General features: G+C 36.8%; 19 protein-coding genes and 1 pseudogene. 11 read left to right on the top strand and 9 right to left on the bottom strand.

The annotated features are described in order from the left end of the window. The first annotated feature begins 462 nt into the window (after positions 1-462). The 3 genes from QRE67_RS03890 to QRE67_RS03880 are packed head-to-tail and all read left to right on the top strand — an operon-like array spanning position 463 to position 2817. Positions 463-720 (top strand): FeoA family protein, encoded by a 258-nt coding sequence (locus QRE67_RS03890; protein ID WP_286123636.1) that lies wholly within the window; start codon positions 463-465, stop codon positions 718-720. Next, the gene (locus QRE67_RS03885; RefSeq protein WP_286123635.1) at positions 717-1439 is read left to right on the top strand and encodes a FeoB small GTPase domain-containing protein; all 723 of its coding nucleotides are present in this window, start codon (positions 717-719) and stop codon (positions 1437-1439) included. Before QRE67_RS03890 ends, QRE67_RS03885 begins: the two co-directional genes overlap by 4 nt. Then, a complete protein-coding gene (locus QRE67_RS03880; RefSeq protein ID WP_286123634.1) occupies positions 1417-2817 on the top strand; it encodes a nucleoside recognition domain-containing protein in 1401 nt (466 codons plus the stop codon). The genes QRE67_RS03885 and QRE67_RS03880 overlap by 23 nt, the downstream gene beginning before the upstream one ends. A 346-nt stretch (positions 2818-3163) precedes the next feature. Here QRE67_RS03880 and QRE67_RS03875 read toward each other — a convergent pair whose 3' ends face one another. The 7 genes and pseudogenes from QRE67_RS03875 to QRE67_RS03845 all read right to left on the bottom strand — a co-directional run bounded on the left by QRE67_RS03875 (position 3164) and on the right by QRE67_RS03845 (position 9699). Continuing rightward, positions 3164-3304 (bottom strand): hypothetical protein, encoded by a 141-nt coding sequence (locus QRE67_RS03875; protein ID WP_286125399.1) that lies wholly within the window; start codon positions 3302-3304, stop codon positions 3164-3166. 117 nt (positions 3305-3421) lie between these two features. After that, the gene (locus QRE67_RS03870) at positions 3422-4600 is read right to left on the bottom strand and encodes a Ger(x)C family spore germination protein (RefSeq protein ID WP_286123633.1); all 1179 of its coding nucleotides are present in this window, start codon (positions 4598-4600) and stop codon (positions 3422-3424) included. Next, positions 4584-5699 carry a GerAB/ArcD/ProY family transporter gene (locus QRE67_RS03865; RefSeq protein ID WP_286123632.1) on the bottom strand — a complete coding sequence of 372 codons (1116 nt, stop codon included), beginning with the start codon at positions 5697-5699 and terminating at the stop codon, positions 4584-4586. The genes QRE67_RS03870 and QRE67_RS03865 overlap by 17 nt, the downstream gene beginning before the upstream one ends. Position 5700: 1 nt before the next feature. Next, positions 5701-7170, bottom strand: coding sequence for a spore germination protein (locus QRE67_RS03860; RefSeq protein ID WP_286123631.1), 1470 nt, complete (start codon positions 7168-7170; stop codon positions 5701-5703). Positions 7171-7355: 185 nt separating this feature from the next. Further along, a pseudogene (locus QRE67_RS03855) lies at positions 7356-7436 on the bottom strand (DUF3311 domain-containing protein); the annotation flags it as partial. A gap of 1 nt (position 7437) precedes the next feature. Beyond that, a complete protein-coding gene (locus QRE67_RS03850; protein WP_286123630.1) occupies positions 7438-8613 on the bottom strand; it encodes an amidohydrolase in 1176 nt (391 codons plus the stop codon). A gap of 342 nt (positions 8614-8955) precedes the next feature. Next, positions 8956-9699, bottom strand: coding sequence for a C39 family peptidase (locus QRE67_RS03845; RefSeq protein ID WP_286123629.1), 744 nt, complete (start codon positions 9697-9699; stop codon positions 8956-8958). 629 nt (positions 9700-10328) lie between these two features. Between QRE67_RS03845 and QRE67_RS03840 the strand changes: the two genes are divergently transcribed. The 8 genes from QRE67_RS03840 (at position 10329) to QRE67_RS03805 (ending at position 18931) form a co-directional block, all read left to right on the top strand. Further along, positions 10329-11747, top strand: a complete 1419-nt coding sequence (locus QRE67_RS03840; protein WP_286123628.1) for an amino acid permease — start codon at positions 10329-10331, stop codon at positions 11745-11747. Between the two features lie 283 nt (positions 11748-12030). Then, the gene (gene qoxA, locus QRE67_RS03835) at positions 12031-12900 is read left to right on the top strand and encodes a cytochrome aa3 quinol oxidase subunit II (protein ID WP_286123627.1); all 870 of its coding nucleotides are present in this window, start codon (positions 12031-12033) and stop codon (positions 12898-12900) included. A 33-nt stretch (positions 12901-12933) separates the two neighbouring features. Continuing rightward, positions 12934-14868 (top strand): cytochrome aa3 quinol oxidase subunit I, encoded by a 1935-nt coding sequence (gene qoxB, locus QRE67_RS03830; protein ID WP_286123626.1) that lies wholly within the window; start codon positions 12934-12936, stop codon positions 14866-14868. Between the two features lie 13 nt (positions 14869-14881). Then, entirely contained in the window at positions 14882-15484 is a 603-nt protein-coding gene (qoxC, locus tag QRE67_RS03825) for a cytochrome aa3 quinol oxidase subunit III (protein WP_286123625.1), read from the top strand. A gap of 2 nt (positions 15485-15486) precedes the next feature. Further along, complete coding sequence (qoxD, locus tag QRE67_RS03820; protein ID WP_286123624.1) at positions 15487-15804, top strand: cytochrome aa3 quinol oxidase subunit IV; 318 nt, start codon at positions 15487-15489, stop codon at positions 15802-15804. A gap of 250 nt (positions 15805-16054) precedes the next feature. After that, on the top strand, positions 16055-17884 hold the full coding sequence (locus QRE67_RS03815; protein WP_286123623.1) for a monovalent cation:proton antiporter family protein: 1830 nt from the start codon (positions 16055-16057) through the stop codon (positions 17882-17884). A 360-nt stretch (positions 17885-18244) separates the two neighbouring features. After that, a complete protein-coding gene (locus QRE67_RS03810) occupies positions 18245-18478 on the top strand; it encodes a DUF4022 family protein (protein ID WP_286123622.1) in 234 nt (77 codons plus the stop codon). A gap of 15 nt (positions 18479-18493) precedes the next feature. Beyond that, entirely contained in the window at positions 18494-18931 is a 438-nt protein-coding gene (locus QRE67_RS03805; protein WP_286123621.1) for a GNAT family N-acetyltransferase, read from the top strand. 63 nt (positions 18932-18994) lie between these two features. Here the strand turns inward: QRE67_RS03805 and QRE67_RS03800 are convergent, their stop codons facing one another. After that, positions 18995-20401, bottom strand: a complete 1407-nt coding sequence (locus QRE67_RS03800) for a radical SAM protein (RefSeq protein WP_286123620.1) — start codon at positions 20399-20401, stop codon at positions 18995-18997. After that, complete coding sequence (locus QRE67_RS03795; protein ID WP_286123619.1) at positions 20391-21146, bottom strand: prolipoprotein diacylglyceryl transferase; 756 nt, start codon at positions 21144-21146, stop codon at positions 20391-20393. The genes QRE67_RS03800 and QRE67_RS03795 overlap by 11 nt, the downstream gene beginning before the upstream one ends. Between the last annotated feature and the right edge of the window lie 52 nt (positions 21147-21198).

Below are 21198 nucleotides of genomic sequence, written 5' to 3'. Positions count from 1 at the left end.
CGAACACAAATTCATTGTATGAAAATAATATTGTGTTAGTGTTAAGCAATTTTTAATTTTAAGTAAAGAGAGAAAAGATGCCGCAAAACCTATATCATTCCTCTCTTTTTAATAAAAAAACAAAACAATTCCATACAAAACGCCCCGAAATGTAAATTTATTTTTAACAATGTAAATTTATTGTAAACAAAACCTTCTTTTTCGCTACCAATGTTAAAGGTACATTTACAAAACCCATCATTTTTTGAACTTGCACACGTATACTCCCTCTTTTTCTCAAATAAATTCATTAATATTTTTAGACACAACAAAGTAAATTGGAACAATTCTAAAAATAATTGAATATTTTTAAAGTACCAATTGACAACATCATCCACTGTAGTCTACTATATTAGTAGCAAAAAGTTTCCCTTGGTAAACATTTTAAACTAACACTAAAAATATAGAGGAGAGGTAACTTTTATGGCGACAGCTAATACCGAACCCCTTTCAAGTTTTCAAACAGGGCAGTTTGTACAAATCGAGAAGATGCATTTAGAAGGAACTATGAAACGTCGTTTATTGGATTTAGGCTTTATTCCCGGAGCTACAATTAAAGTATTGCAAAAAAGTCCGCTCGGGGATCCAATTGCATATCAAGTGAGCAATACAACCATTGCACTACGAAATGAGGAAAGTTCCCTTATATTCGGGAGATTAATAGGAGATGATGTACGATGATAAATCATCGCATTGCATTAGCAGGAAATCCTAATACCGGAAAAAGTACATTATTCAATACATTAACAGGGTTAAAACAACATACTGGAAACTGGACCGGAAAAACAGTATTGAAAGCAGAAGGCGAATATGAACATAACGGAAATATGTATACAGTAATTGATTTACCAGGAACATACTCCCTTTATTCGAATTCTGCAGATGAGGAAGTAGCACGAGATTATATCATTTTTGAGAAGCCTGATGTAACGGTTGTTGTTGTAGATGCAACGGCAATGGAAAGAAATTTAAACTTAGCATTGCAAGTCATGGAAATGACAAAAGACGTTGTCGTTTGTATTAACTTAATAGATGAAGCAGAGAAAAAAGGAATTGTCATTGATGAGAAACGATTAGCGAAATCTCTTGGAGTTCCTGTTGTTAAAATCTCAGCGCGGAATCGAGTCGGTATCGGTCATTTACTAACTGTAATAACAAAAGTAGCAAATAAAAAATTGATTCCTACACCAATTCAAATTACTTATAATGAAAAAATTGAAAGTATGATTCAAGAATTAGAACCACAAATTCATAAAGTGTTTGGAGATACTTATCCTGCACGTTGGATCGCACTTCGTATATTAGATGGGGATAAAAATTTTCTAGCAGCACTCCAAAAGCATCATAAAGAGCCGCTTGTAAGGGAGGTTGTCATAAATGGAATTTCACTCAGCCAGTAAATCACTTCCATTAGATCATATTATTCAACATGCTCAAACACTTACAAAAGATGATATTCGTGACGATATCGTTGGTGATATTTATCGAACTTCTGCTGGTATTTGTAAAGAAGCTGTTCAATATACCGATACAGATAAATTATATCGTTCAGAGAAGCTGGATAAAATTTTCACTTCTCCTATATTCGGATTCCCCATTATGCTCGGAATTTTAGCTATTCTTTTTTATCTTACAATTGCCGGAGCTAACGTTCCATCTGATAAAATCGCTGAATTTTTCGGCTGGGCAGAAGGTCATTTAACAGCATGGTTTCAAGCTATGAATGCACCTGAGTGGGTACATGGCGTTTTAATTCTTGGTCTATTCCGCGGTACAGGTGCCGTTATTAGTGTTATGTTACCGCCGATGGCCATCTTCTTCCCCATGTTTGCCTTATTAGAAAACTATGGTTACTTACCACGTGTCGCTTTTAATATGGATCGCCTGTTCAAACGTGCTGGTGCTCATGGAAAACAATCGCTAACAATGGCAATGGGCTTCGGTTGTAACGCAGCCGCTATTATGTCGACGCGTATTATTGAATCTCCGCGCGAGCGTATGCTGGCAATTTTAACGAACAACTTCGTTCCATGTAACGGTCGCTGGCCTACATTAATATTAATGGCTTCATTATTTATGGCTGCCGGGTATACAGGCGGCATGCAAACACTTGTTACATCAGGTGTTGTAGTCGGAATGGTTGTTATCGGTATTATCGTAACATTATCTGTATCTTGGGTTTTATCTAAAACTGCTTTAAAAGGCGTACCAACCCACTATACATTAGAATTACCACCGTATCGAAAACCAAAAATATGGAATACGATTGTACGTGCCACACTCGATAAGTCGTTATATGTTTTAAAACGCGCTGTTATCGTCGCTGCGCCTGCCGCTGTATTCACTTGGGCGCTGGCAAATATATATGTTGGTGACACAAGCCTACTCATGTACTTTGTAAATTTCTTAGATCCATTCGCAAAACTACTTGGACTAGATGGATTTATTCTAGCGGCATTCATACTTGGACTGCCGGCCAATGAAATCGTTATTCCAATTTTATTAATGGCTTATTTATCAACAGGTTCCTTAACAGAACTAGACGATATGTCACAAATTAAACAGTTGTTCCTTGATCACGGTTGGACTTGGTTAACTGCGTTAAATACAATGTTGTTCTCCCTTCTTCATTTCCCATGTGGAACAACATTAGTTAACATATATAAAGAAACAAAAAGTCCAAAATGGACATTTCTTTCGTTTGCAATCCCTACCGTTATCGCCATTGTTGTTACATTCCTCTCTACGCAGTTGGTACATTGGTTAGGGCTTGTATAAAGTGGAGAGCTTCATCCCCCACTTATGATTATATAAATACAAATTAAAAAACCGACATAAACCCCTTCTTTTTAGGTGGGAGAGAGCATCCGGCCATGCATAGAAGCGGTCAGATCCTTTTCCTGCCCCAGACATAGTGAAAACAAAGAGAGAAAACGAGTGCAGGTCACCTTTTGTTATCCATAGCCGCGGCTTATATGTCGAAAAATCAAAATGGATTTATATAGTTCTCACCAATCGGGCTTTTACGAGCAGTTATCCCCGCCCATCTTTTGCATGTTTCGAGTCTTGAGACGGAGAGGTTACTGCCCGCAAATAGCGGGATAAATGAAAAAGGAAACCTAAACTACGGGTTTCCTTTTTCATTTGAATCTTCCCACGGCTGCGCACCATATTTTTTTATTTTCTTACTAATAAAATAAAAACCGTATGGGATAATGCCCATCAAAATGGTACCTACAATTGCAAGAGTCGAAGGCATCTTCATATAACTAGCTCCCCTTCTATTTATCCACCTTAGCGGCAGTAAACTTTTTTTCAATGTTTTAAAGAAATCAAAGTAATAGATGGGAGATGAAGCCCCATCACTGATGAATGTTTCGCTTTACTGCCCACCTTTCGGTATTAAAGAACCTGAATGTTCTACCCTAGGATGAACCCGAACAACTATTTTGCTCTTCATAAAATAGTTTTCTCCTCGATCCCAGTTATTTTCTATCTTTTTCCACTCCTTGTAATTATGTCGTTTATAATAATCTCCTAATCCAAGAACATCCGTTTTAAAACCTTTTTGCACTTTCTTAATCGTCATCATAGTTATTTTTTTCATCTCTTGAGAGATATGTGTATTCAGTTGTTTCCCACTCCACATCTTTCCATCTCCTCCCAAATATACCTCTGCTAGTATACCTTCAGGATAAATATCAATTGTAAACTTCGGATGACGAGGATCTGCAAAAGAAGCGTGTATTTTGCGCCTTAGCTTATGAATTTCATACGTAACCGTTTCCTCCTCTTTCCGAATGGTCACAAAACCACTCGCTTTCTCTCCAATTATATAGTTTAATCCTTGCGTATCTTTTCCACTTAAAAGACCGAGCAATTTATTATTTTTCCCTTTAAATACAGCAGCTCCCTCCAGTTTCACACCTTGTTTTGTTAATTGTAAAATCGGAAGAACAAAACTTCTTTTAGCGGTCATCATTTCTTGTATGTCTCCAATGCGAATCGCTTCTAACATGTATGCGTTACTGTCAGCATGATCCGCTAACAGATCAATATACTTCGCTGGTAAATTTTCTGGTTTCGAGCTTTGTTTCAAAATACCTTCCGCTCGGTCTTTTGAGACGAAAATCCGAATATTCCTTCTCATTTCATGGTCACGAAAAAAGACATCTAACGTTTGTTCTAAAACAAACGGATGCTGTAATAAATCTTTTGAAAAGACAAGAATTTGAATATGAGGAAAAAATAAGGATCGACTTATTTTTTTAGAGATTTCTCGAATTTGTTCAAAAATGCTATCGCTTATCGCACTAATATTAATATAATTATCTCCATCAGTTTTCCCACCTTGTTGTGCCAATGCACTCGGTAAGACAAGTTGATACGTTCCTTTCATAAAAGGAGGCTTTTTTGATTCACTTTCTTCCGCTGCTTCCTTTGCAACATCAAAAGCCACCCCTACAACAAAGCCTCTCTCTTCAATTTCCTTTCGTTCTGCACATCCACTAAGACATAGAAACAAAATGATGCAGTAAACAAACTTATGAAGGTGTTTCATTCTTCTTACTCCCTTTTATTTTATAAATAATAAGGACAAGCGTAGGGACAAGGATAACACATGCCATATCAACCCAAGCTAAGTAGACACCATATTGAGTTAACTTCGCAACATTTTCAGGAAGCACATTAAGCAAATAAATAATCGGTGCACTTACAAAAATAAATGTCTTCTTTTTAATAGAAGGAAACATGGAACAAAAACTCATTACTGCAATATCATAATACATAGCAGTAGTATTAAAAATTGTAACAATCCAAGTCGTAAAGAAAATCGCATCAAAACGTTCTAAAAACCCTCCACCTATTTCAATTTCCTTCCCTAATTCAATAACGGGATATGTGAGACTTTTGGTTGTAGTATAAGAAAAAACGGTAATACAAGTGAGATACATAAGAATATATAATAAATTGGTAATCATCACTCCCTTTGCAGCAGCTAAAGGTATTTTGTCTTTTTGATTTATAAGCGAAGAATAAAATAACACTATCTCAAACCCAATAAATGTAAATATCGATTCTTTCATTCCGATGGCATATTGGCTCCATTTTGTTTGGAAAAAGGGCATTAAATTATGAGGATCCATTAAATTTATATTTAATAACGACAAAGCAAAAATGGCACACGCTACAATTGGCAAGAATAACAAGTTAAGACGAAGTAATGCTGCTCTAGAACCACTCACTCCGTAGATAACGACAAGTAAGTAAAAAAATGATAAAAGCTCAATAGGCGTTTTACCAAACAAGTATGTTTGCGAAATAATTGAGATTGCTCGTGCCTGATACGCAGCAATTCCAGCAAACGTTAAAACCATAACACTTGTGACTATAAATGCTACCGGCTTTGATAAGTATGCACCTGTATATTGAAAAAACGTTTGTTGCGGAAATAAAATTGCTACCTTTGCAATAAACCAAGCCAAAAATGCACAAACCACCCCTCCAAGAAACAAAATCAACCATCCGTCTGTGAAAAGCGTTTTTTCTGCAATTACGCGAGGCATCGAAAGCGCTCCTGTACCAATAATGACTGAACTTACTGCAAAGGTTAACTCCCGAGGTCCAATTTCTTCATCTCCGTATTCAAACGGTTTCAATTTATTCCCGCTCCTTTGAATGTAATGTTTTATCTTTCGTCTGCAAATATTCTGGTCTCGTCTTTAACATTGCCCTCGGCAACAGTACCACTTCTTCTTTCCAATCTTTATAAAAAGCAGGAGCTAACGGCGTAAAATATGGTACGCCAACACTTTTTAAATTGGTCATATGGATCGTCAATGCAATTACCGCCAAAATAATTCCATATAACCCAAACATAGTAGCCGCTAAAATAAACGCAAATAGTAAAAATCGAAACGTTATCGTTACGCTATAAACAGGGAGAGAGAATGTAGCAATAGCCGTAACCGCAATAATAATAACCATAAAAGGATTGACAATCCCTGCGCTTACTGCAGCTTCTCCAATAACAAGCCCTCCCACAATCCCAACAGTTTGTCCGACTTGCTTCGGCAAACGAAGGCCAGCTTCTCTTATTAGCTCCATTGTCAACGTCATAATAATGGTTTCAATATAGGCAGGAAATGGTACCCCTTCCCTTGCTCCAGCAATTGAATATGCCAAATTAGATGGAATAAGCCCTTGATGATACGAGACTAGCGCAACATATACAGCTGGAAGTAAAATCGCCATAAGTCCAGCTATAATACGAAGCCCTCTTAGTAAAGTACCGATAATCCATCTTTCATAATGATCTTCTGGGGATTGAAAAATATCCACAATGACCATAGGAGCGATAACTGCAAACGGCGATCCATCTACTAAAATGACCGCCTTCCCTTTCGCTAAGGCAGCTACTGCTCTGTCTGGCCTTTCTGTATTTAAAAATTGTGGGAACGGAGACATGTTATTATCCTCCAATAATTGCTCAATCTTTCCAGAGTCCAATATCACATCAGTTTCAATCGACTCCAATCGCCGAGTTAATTCTGTCACAATGTAGGGGTTAATTACGTCTTCAATATAAATTAATGTAACTTCCTTTTGAGACCGTTTCCCCATAATGTAAGATTGAAAACGAAGTTTTGGATCACGCAAATCACGGCGAATTAACATTTTATTCGTTGCAATATCCTCAGTAAGTCCTACTTTAGGGCCTCGGATGATATTTTCTGTGATCGGTGCCTCCAAACTTCTTCTTTCCCACGCCCGACCATTTATCACTAATGCGTTAGGTATCCCATCAATTAAAACAACAGCATCCCCTACTAAAACGGAATTAATAACATCTGGGAATGTCTTTACTGTATTTACTTCACCTACAGAAATAAATCTGTCTAATAACGTTTGCATAATCGGTACTTTATTTGGAATCCCTTCTTGTTGCAAAGGACGGATAACAAGTTGATAAATTAAATCTTTATCTGTAAGTCCGCATAGAAAAACAACCGCACACCGAGTAGATGAACCAGAAAGTGCAAACTCTCGCACAGTTAAATCATTGGGCGACTGCAACGTTTCTCGAATAGATTGTGTAATGGCAGATAAGTTTGCTTCTAAATTGGTCATCTCTCTCACCTAACTTTCCTCTAAAGATGTTATCGTTATATTTCTCCATATTGGGAAAATGTATGCAATACAAAGAAGCTATCTCTCCAAAGTGAGATAGCTTCTTTAAAATGAAACTTCTATAGCTGAATCCAGCTAATCTTATTTCTCTACTACAGTAGAACTATGCTTTACTTCCATATTTAAGGAGTAACTGAATTTGTAAACACTGGTCCAACAACTAAACAAAGAACTGGAATAAGTGCTAGTACATGTATTTTTCTTATCTTATTCTCCTTTTTGCATAAAGTTTAAGACGGATGAAACAAAAACTTCTACCCCGATTGGCAAAGCATCTTCGTCAATGGTAAAACGCGGATGGTGATGTGGATATACAATTCCCTTTTCTTTATTACCAGCACCAATAAAGAAAAATGTTCCCGGTGCCTTCTGTAAAAAGGCTGAAAAATCCTCTCCAGCCATTGTCGGCTGCAAGCGGACCACTTTTTCTCTTCCATACAATTGCAACGCTGCACGCTCTACATGCTTCGTAATCTGTTCATCATTTACAACCGGCCGATATCCATATTCATATGAAAATGTATACGATGCTCCGTACGCTTCGGTAATGCTTTTTGTAATCTTTTCGATTCTCTCAGCCGTTTTTTCTCGCAATTCATGTTTCAAACTTCTAACTGTCCCTTCAATCTTAGCCCGTTCCGGGATCACATTATGCGTTGTACCCGCATGAAACTGCGTTACAGATAAGACGAGAGAATCCAACGGATCAGTAAGACGAGATACAATTTGCTGAAGCTGTGAAACAACTTGCGTGCCAATAGCAATGCTGTCTATCGTTTCATGTGGAATACCTGCATGACCACCTTTCCCTTCTATTGTAAGTTTAAAGACATCAGGTGCTGCCATCGCTGGACCATAAATGACTCCAACTTTTCCAACTTCCAATGAAGCCCAAAGATGTGCGCCAATAATACAGTCAACATTTTCCATCACGCCTGCTGCAACCATCTCTTGTGCACCGCCCGGGAAATTTTCTTCTGCATGTTGAAACAAAAAGCGAATTTCCCCATGAACTCTTTCTCGTTGTCCTGCCAGTGCGTGCACGGTACCAAGGAGCATCGCAATATGTCCATCATGCCCACAGGCGTGCATCACTCCTGAATATGTAGAAACAAACTCAAAATGATTTTCTTCTTGAATCGGAAGTGCATCCATATCAGCTCGAATCGCAATCGTCTTGCCTGGCTGTTTGCCAATCAATCTTGCCATAATACTATACTTTGTTGGTCTTGAAACTTCTAGATGAGGGATTGTTTGAAGTATGTCATATACAAACTGAGAGGTTTTTTCTTCTTGAAAAGACAGTTCTGGATACATATGAAAATGTCTTCTCCATTCTATTAATTGATCTTTTGAGAGAAAAATTTCTTCTGCTATATCCATCCTTCATCTTCCTTTCTTCGCCAAGTTAAGCATTATTATAGCGAGGACCCTCATCAAAAGAAACAATATTCAGAAAATTTTTATTGAATACTATTTTATATTTATATAAATCCATTTTGATTTTTCGACATATAGCCGCGGCTTTGGATAACAAAAGGTGACCTGCACTCGTTTTCTCTCTTTGTTTTCACTTCGCATGGAGCGGGAAAAGGATCTGACCGCTTTTATGCATGGCCAGATGCTCTCTCCCACCTAAAAAGAAGGGGTTTATGTCGGTTTTTTAATTTGTATTTATATATGCAAAAAAATAAAAAGCTACCTATTATAAATAGCTTTTTATTTTTATAGAATAGTAATTGCTTGTTTCCCCATTTGCTCCCATGCCTTCTCGAATTGAGCACGTGATACTTTTTTATTTGGCTTGTTAGCCAGTGGATCATTTATATATACAAAGTTTTGATCATATCCAACAATTATAGCGCTATGCTCATAATATGTAATTTTCAAATCTCCTGCATTTGTATTCCACGTCTCAAAGCTATCTTCTGCTAACGACTGAAACGTTGTATTTGCAATAACCCATACTGGTGAACCTGAACTAATAACCTTATATATATCCTCTATATCTCTTCCTGTTAAATCAATCGTTTTTTCAGGCACGTATCTTTCTGCAAGTTCAAAAATCGGTTCATGATATACACCGTAGCCAGGCTCAGATTTCGTGTAAATATTTCCAACAAATCCTTCATGCGGATTGCCACGAAGATTGTTTTCTTTAAATGGAACACGATTTATTTCACTCGCAAGCTTCATCTTATCTACTTGTACATCTTTATACTGTAGTAGCATCGCTAAACTTGTGACTTCACAACCTCTTGGTAACTCAGGAAGTTGTTTTATAAACGGAACATTTTCAATCATAGCTGTTTCCTTCATATCAAACAAAAAATCCACACGTAGTTCTTGTGTCTTTTGAAAAATTTTATTTTTCCCTGCTGCAACGACACCCATAGCATCTTTACTACACGCTACACCGACGACAATTACAATTCCTAAAATACATATATATTTGACTTTCCTGAACATATACCAAACTCCATTACATCATTATTTTCAAAACCATACTCCTTTCATTCTACCTTTCTTCCTGCTAGTTTGCTAGAAGGATTATGAAATTTGCCCCCCAGTATTTTTATTTAAGATTCTAATTATTTCTAATAGAAAGAAAAATAAATATACATTTTCAGAATATTTTGCTAGAATTAAAAATGCTTATGTGAGATGCCTATAAATCCATTTTGATTTTTCGACATATAGCCGCGGCTATGGATAACAAAAGGTGACCTACACTCGTTTTCTCTCTTTGTTTTCACTATGTCTGCGCAGGAAAAGGATCTGACCGCTTCTATGCATGGCCGGATGCTCTCTCCCACCTAAAAAGAAGGGGTTTATGTCGGTTTTTTAATTTGTATTTATACAGAAAATTATTTCTTACATGCTCGAAATACTTAATCAAGTGAAACTAATCATAGTTGTTTTCTTATTGCCACTAATAAATGTGCATCTCATATTACTTATTAGGGTCAAATAAAGTAAAACTTCTATCAGTAAGTTTTTCATCCCCCACTGATGATTAGTGAAATGACGCAAGCTCGATAAGTTATTTTGTCCATCGAGCAAAACAAACAACATAAAAAATATGGGGTGAAGGGAATATGAATCAAACAGAAAATCAGCAAACTGAATTAAAACGTACGATGCAAAGTAGACATCTCTTTATGATTGCACTTGGTGGTGTCATTGGCACTGGGCTATTTATGGGATCAGGACAAATTGTTCACAACGCTGGTCCTGGTGGGGCCATTCTCGCTTTCTTAGTTGGTGGTTTTGTTATGTATTTAACGATGCTCTGTCTTGGTGAACTATCCGTTGCTATGCCAGAGGCAGGTTCATTTCAAAGCTATGCAAGCCGATTTATTTCACCTGGTTTTGGATTTGTTGTCGGTTGGATGTATTGGTTGAACTGGGCTGTTACAGTCGGTGTTGAACTCACAACCGTTAGTATTTTAATGAAACGCTGGTTTCCAGATGTTTCTTCATGGATTTGGTGTGTTACGTTTGCAGCAATCCTCTTCATCGTAAACGCTTTATCAGCAAAGGCCTACGCAGAAGCAGAATTTTGGTTTGCCAGTGTAAAAGTCTCAACAATTGTTGTCTTCATCATACTGGGAGGCGCCGCTATGTTTGGTTTCCTAGATTTCAATGGAAAACCCGCACCAATGCTTCATAACTTCACAGAAAATGGCGGGTTATTTCCAAACGGCCTATTAGCTGTTCTTTTTACAATGATTACCGTGAATTTTTCATTCCAAGGAACCGAATTAATTGGGATTGCTTCGGGTGAAAGTGAACAACCAGAAAAAACAATTCCTAAAGCAATTAAAAATACAATTTGGCGTACTCTATTCTTTTTCGTATTAGCAATTGCAGTAGTTGTTGGCTTGCTTCCATGGCAAGAAGCCAACCTTGTAGAAAGTCCATTCGTGCTTGTCTTTGATACAGTTGGCATTCCATATGCAGCAGACATTATGAACTTTGTTATCATTACTGCTGTACTATCTGTAGCAAACTCAGGATTATATGCCAATTCACGTATGCTTTGGGCCATGTCGAAACAAGGAATGGCTAGCCCTAGATTTGCAAAACTAACGAAAAAGGGTGTACCATTAAACGCTTTAATTTTCAGCCTTATATTTGCAAGCCTTTCACTTTTAACGAGTATATTTGCAGCTGATACTGTCTTTTTAGTATTAACATCTATCGCTGCAATGGCAGCTGTTGTCGTTTGGATGTCGATTGCAGCTTCACAATTTTTCTTCCGAAGAGAATTTATTCAGAATGGTGGAAATATAAAAGATTTAAAATATCGTACACCGTTATACCCAATCGTTCCAATTTTAGCATTCTCTTTAAACTTCGTTACATTCGTAAGTTTAGCCTTTATTCCAGATCAACGTATCGCTCTTTATTGTGGGATTCCATTTATGATTATTTGTTACATCTTGTATCAAATTAAATATAAAAAAGTTGTCACATTTAAAGAGCAACAAACTATTACACAGGAAGTAAACTGAATATAGGTAATATTATGCTATCTTACCTTATGATAAGATAGCTTTTTTCTATTTTTTGGATATCTTGGTATAACTTTATTTATCTTAAAATTTTTACAATCAAGATTTAGCATGAAAAATAGTTTACAATGTTATCAAGTTACAAATGATATTCACTGTAAAAAGTGTGCATTTGTGTCTAATTTTTAACAATATCGCGAAAACTATTGCCTTCTATAAATTAATAGGTTTATATTGTTTTATTGGCATAGTTTCAATCCAAGGAGAAAGGAGATTTTCAATCGTGCAACTAAAGAAAGCGTCTTGGAAGTTGGCTTCACTTCTTCCGCTATCATTACTCTTGTTCCTCGGTGGATGTGAGAAAATCGCAGTATTAAATCCACAAGGGCCTGTTGCAAAACAACAGTATGATTTGATTGTTTGGTCATTCATACTTCTACTATCGATCATTGTTATCGTATTCGTTTTGTTTACAATCATTTTGATTCGTTACCGTGAAAAACCAGATAATATGGACTATGAGCCACCTGATATACACGGTAATACTCTTTTAGAAGTTATCTGGACTATTTTCCCTGTCATTATTGTTATTGCACTAGCAATTCCAACGGTAAAAGCAACATATGCAACGGAAAAAGTGCCAGAGCAATCAAAAAATATTAAACCAGTTGAAATTTATGTTACATCTGCCAACTGGAAATGGTTATTCAGTTACCCAGAGGAAAAAATTGAAACCGTTAACTATTTGAACGTACCAGCTGGTGTACCAATCCAATTTAAGCTGACATCTGTAGGCCCAATGAACGCCTTCTGGATTCCAGAACTTGGTGGTATGAAATACACAATGGATGGCATGATCATGGATTTATATTTACAAGCTGATAAGCCAGGTTCTTATCTTGGTCGTAGTGCAAACTTCTCTGGTGAAGGATTCACTCACATGGAGTTTGAGCTCGAAGCAAAAACACAAGAAAATTATGACAAGTGGGTAAAAGAAGTAAAAGAAACTGCTAAACCACTGACAGAAGAAAAATACAATGAAGTTATTAAACCTGGTGTAGTAGGGCGTATGACATTCTCTAGTCACCACTTAAGTTATGTAGATCCGAAATCACTTGAGTATTGTGATTATAACTACTACACAAATAAATAATAGCTACTATTCCAACAGATTGGAGTGAACACAGTGAAGCTTGATGAATTTTTTGTCACAGGTGATCCGATTATTTACGGCGCTGACGCATCTATTGTTCTTGTGACATTAGCAATCCTTTTCGTACTGACAAAGTATAAAAAATGGAAATGGCTTTGGGATGAATGGTTAACAACTGTTGACCATAAAAAAATCGGGACTATGTATATTATCTCTGCGGTTATAATGTTATTCCGTGGTGGTATGGATGGTTTAATGATCCGTGCCCAATTAACATTCCCAGATACAACATATTTAAACGCTGAACACTATAACGGAATCTTTACAACACATGGTACAGTTATGATTCTTTTCATGGCGATGCCATTCGTTCTAGGATTAATGAACGTCGTTATACCATTACAAATTGGTGCTCGTGACGTTGCATATCCATTCTTAAATGCACTAAGTTTTTGGTTATTCTTTATTGGAGCAATGTTATTCAACATCGCCTTTGTTATTGGTGGTTCTCCAGACGCCGGATGGACATCTTACTTCCCAATGGCTGGTACAGAGTTTAGTCCTGGCGTAGGAAACAACTTTTATGCAATTGCATTACAGATTTCAGGTCTCGGTACGCTGATGACAGGGGTTAACTTCCTTGTTACAATCTTAAAAATGCGTGCGCCAGGCATGAAATTAATGCAAATGCCAATGTTTACATGGTCCATTTTAGTTACATGTGTCATCATTCTCTTTGCTTTCCCAGTATTAACAGTTGCTCTTGCATTAATGACATTCGATCGTCTATTTGATGCTCACTTCTTTACGATGGCGAGCGGCGGTATGCCAATGCTCTGGGCTAACCTATTCTGGGTATGGGGTCACCCTGAAGTATATATTGTTATTTTACCGGCATTCGGTATTTTCTCTGAGATTGTAAGTACATTTTCTCGTAAACGTCTATTTGGTTACAGTGCAATGGTGTACTCAATGGTTGCAATCGCAATCTTAAGTGGTCTTGTATGGCTGCATCACTTCTTTACAATGGGTGCAGGTCCAGCAGTTAACTCATTCTTCTCGATTTCGACAATGGCGATTTCGATTCCAACCGGTGTTAAAATCTTTAACTGGTTGTTTACGCTTTATAAAGGACGGATTCGTTTCACAGTTCCAATGATGTGGACATTATCATTTATCCCAAACTTTGTAATCGGTGGAGTTACAGGTGTTATGCTTGCAATGGCAGCAGCTGACTATCAATACCATAACAGCTACTTCCTAGTTGCCCACTTCCACAACGTTTTAATTTGCGGAACTGTATTTGCGATGCTTGCAGGATTTACATTCTGGTACCCAAAAATGACTGGTCATATGTTAAATGAACGACTAGGAAAATGGACATTCTGGTTCTTTATGATTGGATACAACGTATGTTTCATTCCAATGTATTTCTTAGGTTTAGATGGTATGACACGTCGTATGTACACATACGCTGATAACCTAGGATGGGGCTGGTTAAACCAAATTTCATCTGTTGGTGCACTAATGATGGGTATCGGATTCCTATTCTTATGCTATAACGTAGTTTGGAGCGCACGCCATGGTGAGCGCGATACAACTGGAGACCCTTGGGATGGCAGAACGCTTGAATGGGCAACTCAATCTCCAGTTCAGCATTATAACTTTGCAAAATTACCAGAAATCACAGAGAGCGATATACTATGGCACATGAAGAAAACTGGTCAATCTATTACACCAAAAGCGGATGAATTAACACCAATTCATATGCCAAGCAATTCTGGTGTTCCAATCATTATGTCTTGTTTTATCGGTCTTGCTGGTTTTGCATTAATATTTAGCTGGTTCTGGTTAGCAATTGTCGGTGGTATCGGTATGGTAGCTTGTATGATCTGGCGTTCATTTGATTACGACGACGGATATTACATTAGCGTAGACGAAATTAAAAAGACAGAACATGTTGCATGAGAGGTGAAACGAAATGGCAGCTTTAGATAAAAGCTTACCTCTAGAATATCAATCCGAACAAAGCAGATTGAATATTTTAGGGTTTTGGATTTTCCTTGGGGCTGAAATCGTGCTATTTGCAACGCTTTTCGCCTCTTACCTAGTACTTGCTGGTCGTACGGCAGATGGCCCTACTCCAGCTCAATTGTTTGAAGTAAAAACACTTTTAATCCAAACATTACTACTTTTAACAAGTAGTTTCACATGCGGTATCGCAATTCACGAAATGCGTAAACGCAACCAAAAAGGTATGTTAGTTTGGTTCATTCTAACTTTACTTTTAGGTGCTGGCTTCCTTTTCTTTGAAATTGAAGAATTTATACTGTATGTCGGTGAAGGTGCTACATTACAAACAAGTGGTTTCTTATCTGGATTCTTCGTTCTTCTTGGAACACACGGTGCCCACGTAACAGCTGGTATCATCTGGGCAACTTGTGTTATTATCCAAATTTTAAAACGAGGACTAACACCAGTTACAGCTCGTAAAGTGTTTATTATCAGCTTATACTGGCATTTCCTTGATGTTGTTTGGATCTTCATTTACACACTAGTTTACTTGAACGGGATGGTGGCGTAATAATGGGACAAAACAATACACAAGCGAATGGGCACGCTCATAGCGGTTTTCCATGGTCACACGTTTTCGGATTTATTTTATCACTTGCATTAACGTTCCTTGCTTTATACGTAGCGTTATATTCAAACTTAAACTTGTCACTTTCAACAATCTTAACAAGCATTATTGCAATGGCAGTGGCACAAGCAGCGTTACAATTAGTTATGTTTATGCACATGAAAGAAGGAGAAGGTACAACACAAACGATCACAATGTTATTCAGCTTTTTCATCGCTGCAGTAACTGTTGGTGGTACGGTTTGGATTTTCTTCTCTATGTAATGTACTTTCAAAAGTCTGCTAGGACAATGTCCCAGCAGACTTTTTTTATTCTTCCCTCTTCCCTTCCTTATGCAATAAGTTAAACTTTTATATACATATAAAGGAAAATAAAGAATGAAAATGTAAACTATACTTATTGTGACAAATGTTAAGAAAACTCTTTCTTTATGGAATCGAATTCATACGCATTGCTTTTCTTCCTATAATATAGCTAAAATAGGTACTATATATTTTGAAGGGAGAGAACGCTATGGAACAACATTCTTCTGTTCTATCACTTATGATTGTCGTCGCAATCGCATTTTTCGTTCCCCTTTTGCTGCAACGCTTTAAGTTAAAAGCAATTCCTGTCGTTGTTGCAGAAATTATCGCAGGTATTTTTGTAGGAAAAAGTGGATTTAATGTTATCGAGCCGGATATGTGGCTCCAAGTCTTATCAACGTTAGGTTTTATTTTCTTAATGTTCTTAAGCGGTTTAGAAATTGACTTTTCAATCTTTAAACAAAAAGGGAAAAAGAATACGACAAATGAACCAAATACTTTCCAAGTAGCAAGTATTATCTTTTTATTTATTTTCGTATTATCCTATGCCCTATCTCTTGTATTCGTATGGCTTGGCTTTGTAGATAATGCCATGTTTATGACATTAATTATTTCAACCATTTCTTTAGGTGTTGTTGTACCAACACTAAAAGAAAACAATTTAGGAAAAACAGCAATCGGTCAGATTATTTTATTAGTCGCTGTTATCGCTGACTTAGTTACGATGATTCTATTAGCTGTGTTTGTCGGATTAAACTCCGAAAGCGGTCAGAGCATGTGGCTTCTTCTTGTTCTATTTGGCGCAGGTATTGTGATTTACTTTGTTGCAAGACGCTTTAAAAATATTCCATACCTAGAAAGCTTAAAAGCCGGAAGTGTTCAAATTGATACACGAGCTGTTTTTGCACTCATTTTAATTCTTGTTGGATTATCAGAATCCGTTGGTGCAGAAAACATTTTAGGAGCCTTTTTAGCAGGTGTGCTCGTATCCTTACTATCACCCAACGAAGATATGGTCGAAAAACTAGATTCCATCGGATATGGTTTCTTTATCCCAATTTTCTTCGTTATGGTCGGTGTAAATTTAGAAGTATGGTCTATTTTTAAAGAGCCTTCTAGTATGCTGATGATTCCAATATTAATTGTTGGACTGTTTATCTCAAAATTATTACCGTCGCTTGTACTGCAGAAATGGTACCCTCGTAACATCGTATTAGGTAGTGCCATTTTATTAACATCAACATTATCATTAGTAATCGCAGCAGCACAAATTGGTGAAAAATTAAATATTATTAGTCCTAGTCTATCTGCTTCACTTATTTTGAGTGCAGTCATTACATGTATTTTTGCACCTGTACTATTTAAAAAGATGTTTCCAAAAGTAGAAATACCAAAACCAAAAGTTTCTATTATTGGTGCAAGTCGCATTACACTTCCGTTATCACTTGATTTAAAGAGAGAAGATTACGATGTAACACTTTACATGATGCGTCAAAATAAAGTAAATACAGAAGAAGTAATCTCTCATGACTTCCCAATTGTAAAATTAGATACAATTTCTATCGAGGCATTAGAAAAACAAAAAGCATTTGATGCAGATCGAGTTGTTGTTGCAACAAGTGATGATGAACAAAACCTGTTATTAGCAGGGCATGCAAAAGAATTAGGTGTTGAACATGTCATTGCAAGTGTCGAGGATCCTCTTCTACAAGAAAAAGCAACGCAAGAACATATTGCAGTGTTCTCAACCATTAACTCGACGCGCATTTTACTGCGTGCACTCATTGATAAACCCAGTCTCGTTCGTTTAATTACAACAGCAAATGAAACGGTGCGTGAAGTGGAATTACGTAACAATACGTATGACGGTTTACCACTTCGTCGCCTTCCATTCTTAGGCGATGTGCTCATCATTCAAATTTACCGTGGTAATAAAGCAGTAGTACCACACGGTGATACAAAATTACAACATGGAGATACACTCCTCGTAACGGGCTCAAAAGAACATATTGATACAATGAAAAGCATACTAGAATAGTAGAAAGTTCCCCCTTTCAAAAGCGAAAGGGGGAACTTTTTTATACATACGCTGAAGGGAAATTGCGTAATAACCACTCCTTCTTACCCTATATGAATCCATTTTGTTTTTTCGACATATAAGTCGCGGCTATGGATAACAAAAGGTGACCTGCACTCGTTTTCTCTCTTTGTTTTCACTGTGTCTGGGTAGGAAAAGGAACTGACCGCTTTTATGCATGAACGGATGCTCTCTCCCACCTAAAAACAAGGGTTTATGTCGGTTTTTAATTTGTATTTATATAAATCTTAATACCTTCAAAAAAAATTCTTAAGATTCTTATTTTATCATGGTAAAATATTACTATCATGTAATACGGGGATGAATCACGATATGTCCATTTCAACTTTAGCTCTTTTTTTATTAGCAGAAGTACTTGTTGCTATTATTCTTATTGGTATAAGCATTGAAATTTTCAGTTACGGCTGGAAGAAACCAAATGGTACGAAATACTTTTGTATCTTTCTTTCTCTCCTTATTGGTACATGTAGTATATTAGGCCTTTGTGTTGCACCAGCCTATTTCTTTATACAACTTATCGATAAAGCAGTATAAGAAAGGAGTATTTATATGATCGAGATCCAGCTGATTGATGCCTCTCAAACATATAAACTGAGGAAAACTATTTTAAGACCAAAACAAAGTATAGAAGACTGTAAATACCCGTCTGATTACGAAAAAAATTCGTTTCACCTCGGTGCCTTTCTACACAACGAACTAATTAGCATCGCTTCCTTTTCTCATGAGTCACACCCTTCCTTACAGGGGGACCATCATTATCGTTTAAGAGGAATGGCGACAGTGCCAGCTTTTCAAAAACAACGCGCTGGCAGCTCATTAATTCATAGTGCTGAAGAAATACTACAAAAACGCCAAGCACAGATCCTATGGTGTAATGCAAGAATTACTGTTACAGATTACTATTCGCGACTAGGATTTCAAGGGTACGGTGAAATATTTGATCTGCCAACAATCGGACCTCATAAAGTAATGTATAAATCGTTATAAATGAAATCCCACTTCATGCCTATAGAAGTGGGATTTTACTTATCGCCTTACTTGAGGGAAGCTTTACTTTATAATCACTCTCTCGTCTTGTAGCTCTTTTAAATATTCTTCCTTTTCATCTCGATAAAACAAATTATACGTATCAAATGGAATAATCCTTCCATCTGGATGTACAATATGTACACATGATTTCTTAACAGAACGTATATCTAGATCATAATTATCCATAAATTTCATAATTAACACACGAAATACATTTTCATAGCCAATACCTGTCGGAAAGCTCACTTTCGGTAAACAGCACAGTAATTCTTTTAATGAATCATAGCCACTTTGTGGTGAATGATTTAAACTAAATAACTTAAAAATTTGCCCTTTTAATTGATCATCATTTTCGAAAACAATCGTATTGCGGTCCCCCTCTAATAAAATGTTTCGGTCAATTATACTTGTCAGTGGGAAAATTGATCCATTTAACTTTAATGCATATCCCATCGCCAAACTATCTGGATGACAAGGGACCGGAATGATATCATCATCTGTAAATAAAGAAGATTGTTCAATAATCATTTGTCTTACTTCACTTAAGGTCAATCGATTCGTTTCAGGATCATAATCTTCTGTTCGTCCTGCTTGTTGAATTGGCTGAAATGTAACACCTCGTACACATCTTTGTTGTACTGCGTATTGTAATATCTCTCCTATCTCTTTATCATTCACTCCCTTTTTCAATGTAACGACAAGAGTTGTAGAAATATTATATTCATTTAATTTTTCAATCGCTTTTCTTCTTATTTCTCGTAAATCCGCCCCGCGTAGTTCTTGGAGCGCTTCTTTCTCAAAACTATCAAATTGTAAATATATTTCAAATCCAGGCGTATATTTTGCTAGTTTTTCAACAAATGTAATATCTTGTGCAATTCGTAAACCGTTCGTATTAATCATAATATGTTTAATCGGTTTTTGTTTTGCAATCGTTAATATATCAAAGAAATGGGGGTGAAGCGTTGGCTCACCGCCGCTAATTTGAACAACATCTGGATTTTTTTCATTTTTTACAACTGCATCTAACATCATTTCTACGTGCTCAACTGTTCTCCATGTTGTCCGCTTGGGTGATGATTCCGCATAGCAAATTGGGCACTGTAAATTGCATGCGTCTGTAATTTCAATAATACTTAAACAGCTATGCTGTTCATGATCTGGACAGAGCCCACAGTCGTAAGGACAACCATATTTTATAGGCGTATTCCAGCGATACGGCATTTCACTTGGCTTAATAAACTCACGACATTGTTTATAGTAAGCAATGTCTGTTGAAATAAGCACTTTTTCTCGACCATGCAGCATACAGTGCTTTATCAGATAGACTTTCTCATTTTGTATAATGATTTTTGCTTCTACTTTCCGTAAGCATTTAGAACATACACTACTTGTTAAGTCATAATATAAATAGTCTCTATTTGGCATGTTGCCTTTCCCCTCTTCTCTTTTTTGTGACTAACACCACGTAATAACAAACGCCAAGAATACAAGCCCATTGAATCGCACTTAACTGCACATATAACTTATCTGTTGGCTTTAGCCATTCAACCCAAAAACGGAAAATTAAATATGCTAACATAAAGATTTGAAAAATGAAGCCTTCCCATAGTTTGTATCTTCTTAGCCAAATGCAGCAAATCATAATGATAAATAAAAAGCCCATCTCATATAATTGTGTTGGATGCCGAAATATTCCATCGCCAAAATCAATTCCAACTGGCCATGTTGTTTGTATGCCTACCGTTTCATCTCCAATGCCAGTTAAAAAACAACCAATTCTCCCAATTGCAATTCCTAGCACGAGTGGAATAACCATATCATCTCCTGTTGATTCTGTATGACCGACCATTTTTTTCACACTTTCTACACCAATAAGCCCACCAAGTAAACCGCCTACAATGGTTTTCCCCTGAATCAAGCCTTGCCAGCCATTCTCTGTTATTACTCTCTGCGCCTGAAGAAGATGCTCAAACGTCGCCAAAAGAATGGCACCAAGAAAAGCACCAAATATAGCACCTAAAAAGATGAATAGCGCTTTCGCTTCTGGAATCTTCTCTTTTCGGCGACTTTTTAAATAGAAGCGGAACCCGACAAACATGCCCAGAGATTCGAAAATAGCATGTGGATGTAGTTTCATTCCAAATACATGTAAATAAACTGGAAAATCCATATAATTATACCTTTCTTACATCTATTCTCTTCCTTTAACCATACATATATTG

The organism is Bacillus sp. DX3.1, from assembly GCF_030292155.1.
In the GTDB taxonomy this organism is placed as follows: Bacteria; Bacillota; Bacilli; order Bacillales; family Bacillaceae_G; genus Bacillus_A.
Note: the sequence above shows the minus strand (reverse complement) of the source record. Positions and strands in the feature narration are given on the sequence as shown.

What these genes read in the sequence shown, in the direction of transcription:
- QRE67_RS03890 (WP_286123636.1), top strand. Translation starts at nt 463, where the DNA reads ATGGCGACAGCTAATACCGAACCCCTTTCAAGTTTTCAAACAGGGCAG.
- QRE67_RS03885 (WP_286123635.1), top strand. Translation starts at nt 717, where the DNA reads ATGATAAATCATCGCATTGCATTAGCAGGAAATCCTAATACCGGAAAA.
- QRE67_RS03880 (WP_286123634.1), top strand. Translation starts at nt 1,417, where the DNA reads ATGGAATTTCACTCAGCCAGTAAATCACTTCCATTAGATCATATTATT.
- QRE67_RS03875 (WP_286125399.1), bottom strand. Translation starts at nt 3,304, where the DNA reads ATGAAGATGCCTTCGACTCTTGCAATTGTAGGTACCATTTTGATGGGC.
- QRE67_RS03870 (WP_286123633.1), bottom strand. Translation starts at nt 4,600, where the DNA reads ATGAAACACCTTCATAAGTTTGTTTACTGCATCATTTTGTTTCTATGT.
- QRE67_RS03860 (WP_286123631.1), bottom strand. Translation starts at nt 7,170, where the DNA reads ATGACCAATTTAGAAGCAAACTTATCTGCCATTACACAATCTATTCGA.
- QRE67_RS03850 (WP_286123630.1), bottom strand. Translation starts at nt 8,613, where the DNA reads ATGGATATAGCAGAAGAAATTTTTCTCTCAAAAGATCAATTAATAGAA.
- QRE67_RS03845 (WP_286123629.1), bottom strand. Translation starts at nt 9,699, where the DNA reads ATGTTCAGGAAAGTCAAATATATATGTATTTTAGGAATTGTAATTGTC.
- QRE67_RS03840 (WP_286123628.1), top strand. Translation starts at nt 10,329, where the DNA reads ATGAATCAAACAGAAAATCAGCAAACTGAATTAAAACGTACGATGCAA.
- qoxC (WP_286123625.1), top strand. Translation starts at nt 14,882, where the DNA reads ATGGCAGCTTTAGATAAAAGCTTACCTCTAGAATATCAATCCGAACAA.
- qoxD (WP_286123624.1), top strand. Translation starts at nt 15,487, where the DNA reads ATGGGACAAAACAATACACAAGCGAATGGGCACGCTCATAGCGGTTTT.
- QRE67_RS03815 (WP_286123623.1), top strand. Translation starts at nt 16,055, where the DNA reads ATGGAACAACATTCTTCTGTTCTATCACTTATGATTGTCGTCGCAATC.
- QRE67_RS03810 (WP_286123622.1), top strand. Translation starts at nt 18,245, where the DNA reads ATGAATCACGATATGTCCATTTCAACTTTAGCTCTTTTTTTATTAGCA.
- QRE67_RS03805 (WP_286123621.1), top strand. Translation starts at nt 18,494, where the DNA reads ATGATCGAGATCCAGCTGATTGATGCCTCTCAAACATATAAACTGAGG.
- QRE67_RS03800 (WP_286123620.1), bottom strand. Translation starts at nt 20,401, where the DNA reads ATGCCAAATAGAGACTATTTATATTATGACTTAACAAGTAGTGTATGT.
- QRE67_RS03795 (WP_286123619.1), bottom strand. Translation starts at nt 21,146, where the DNA reads ATGGATTTTCCAGTTTATTTACATGTATTTGGAATGAAACTACATCCA.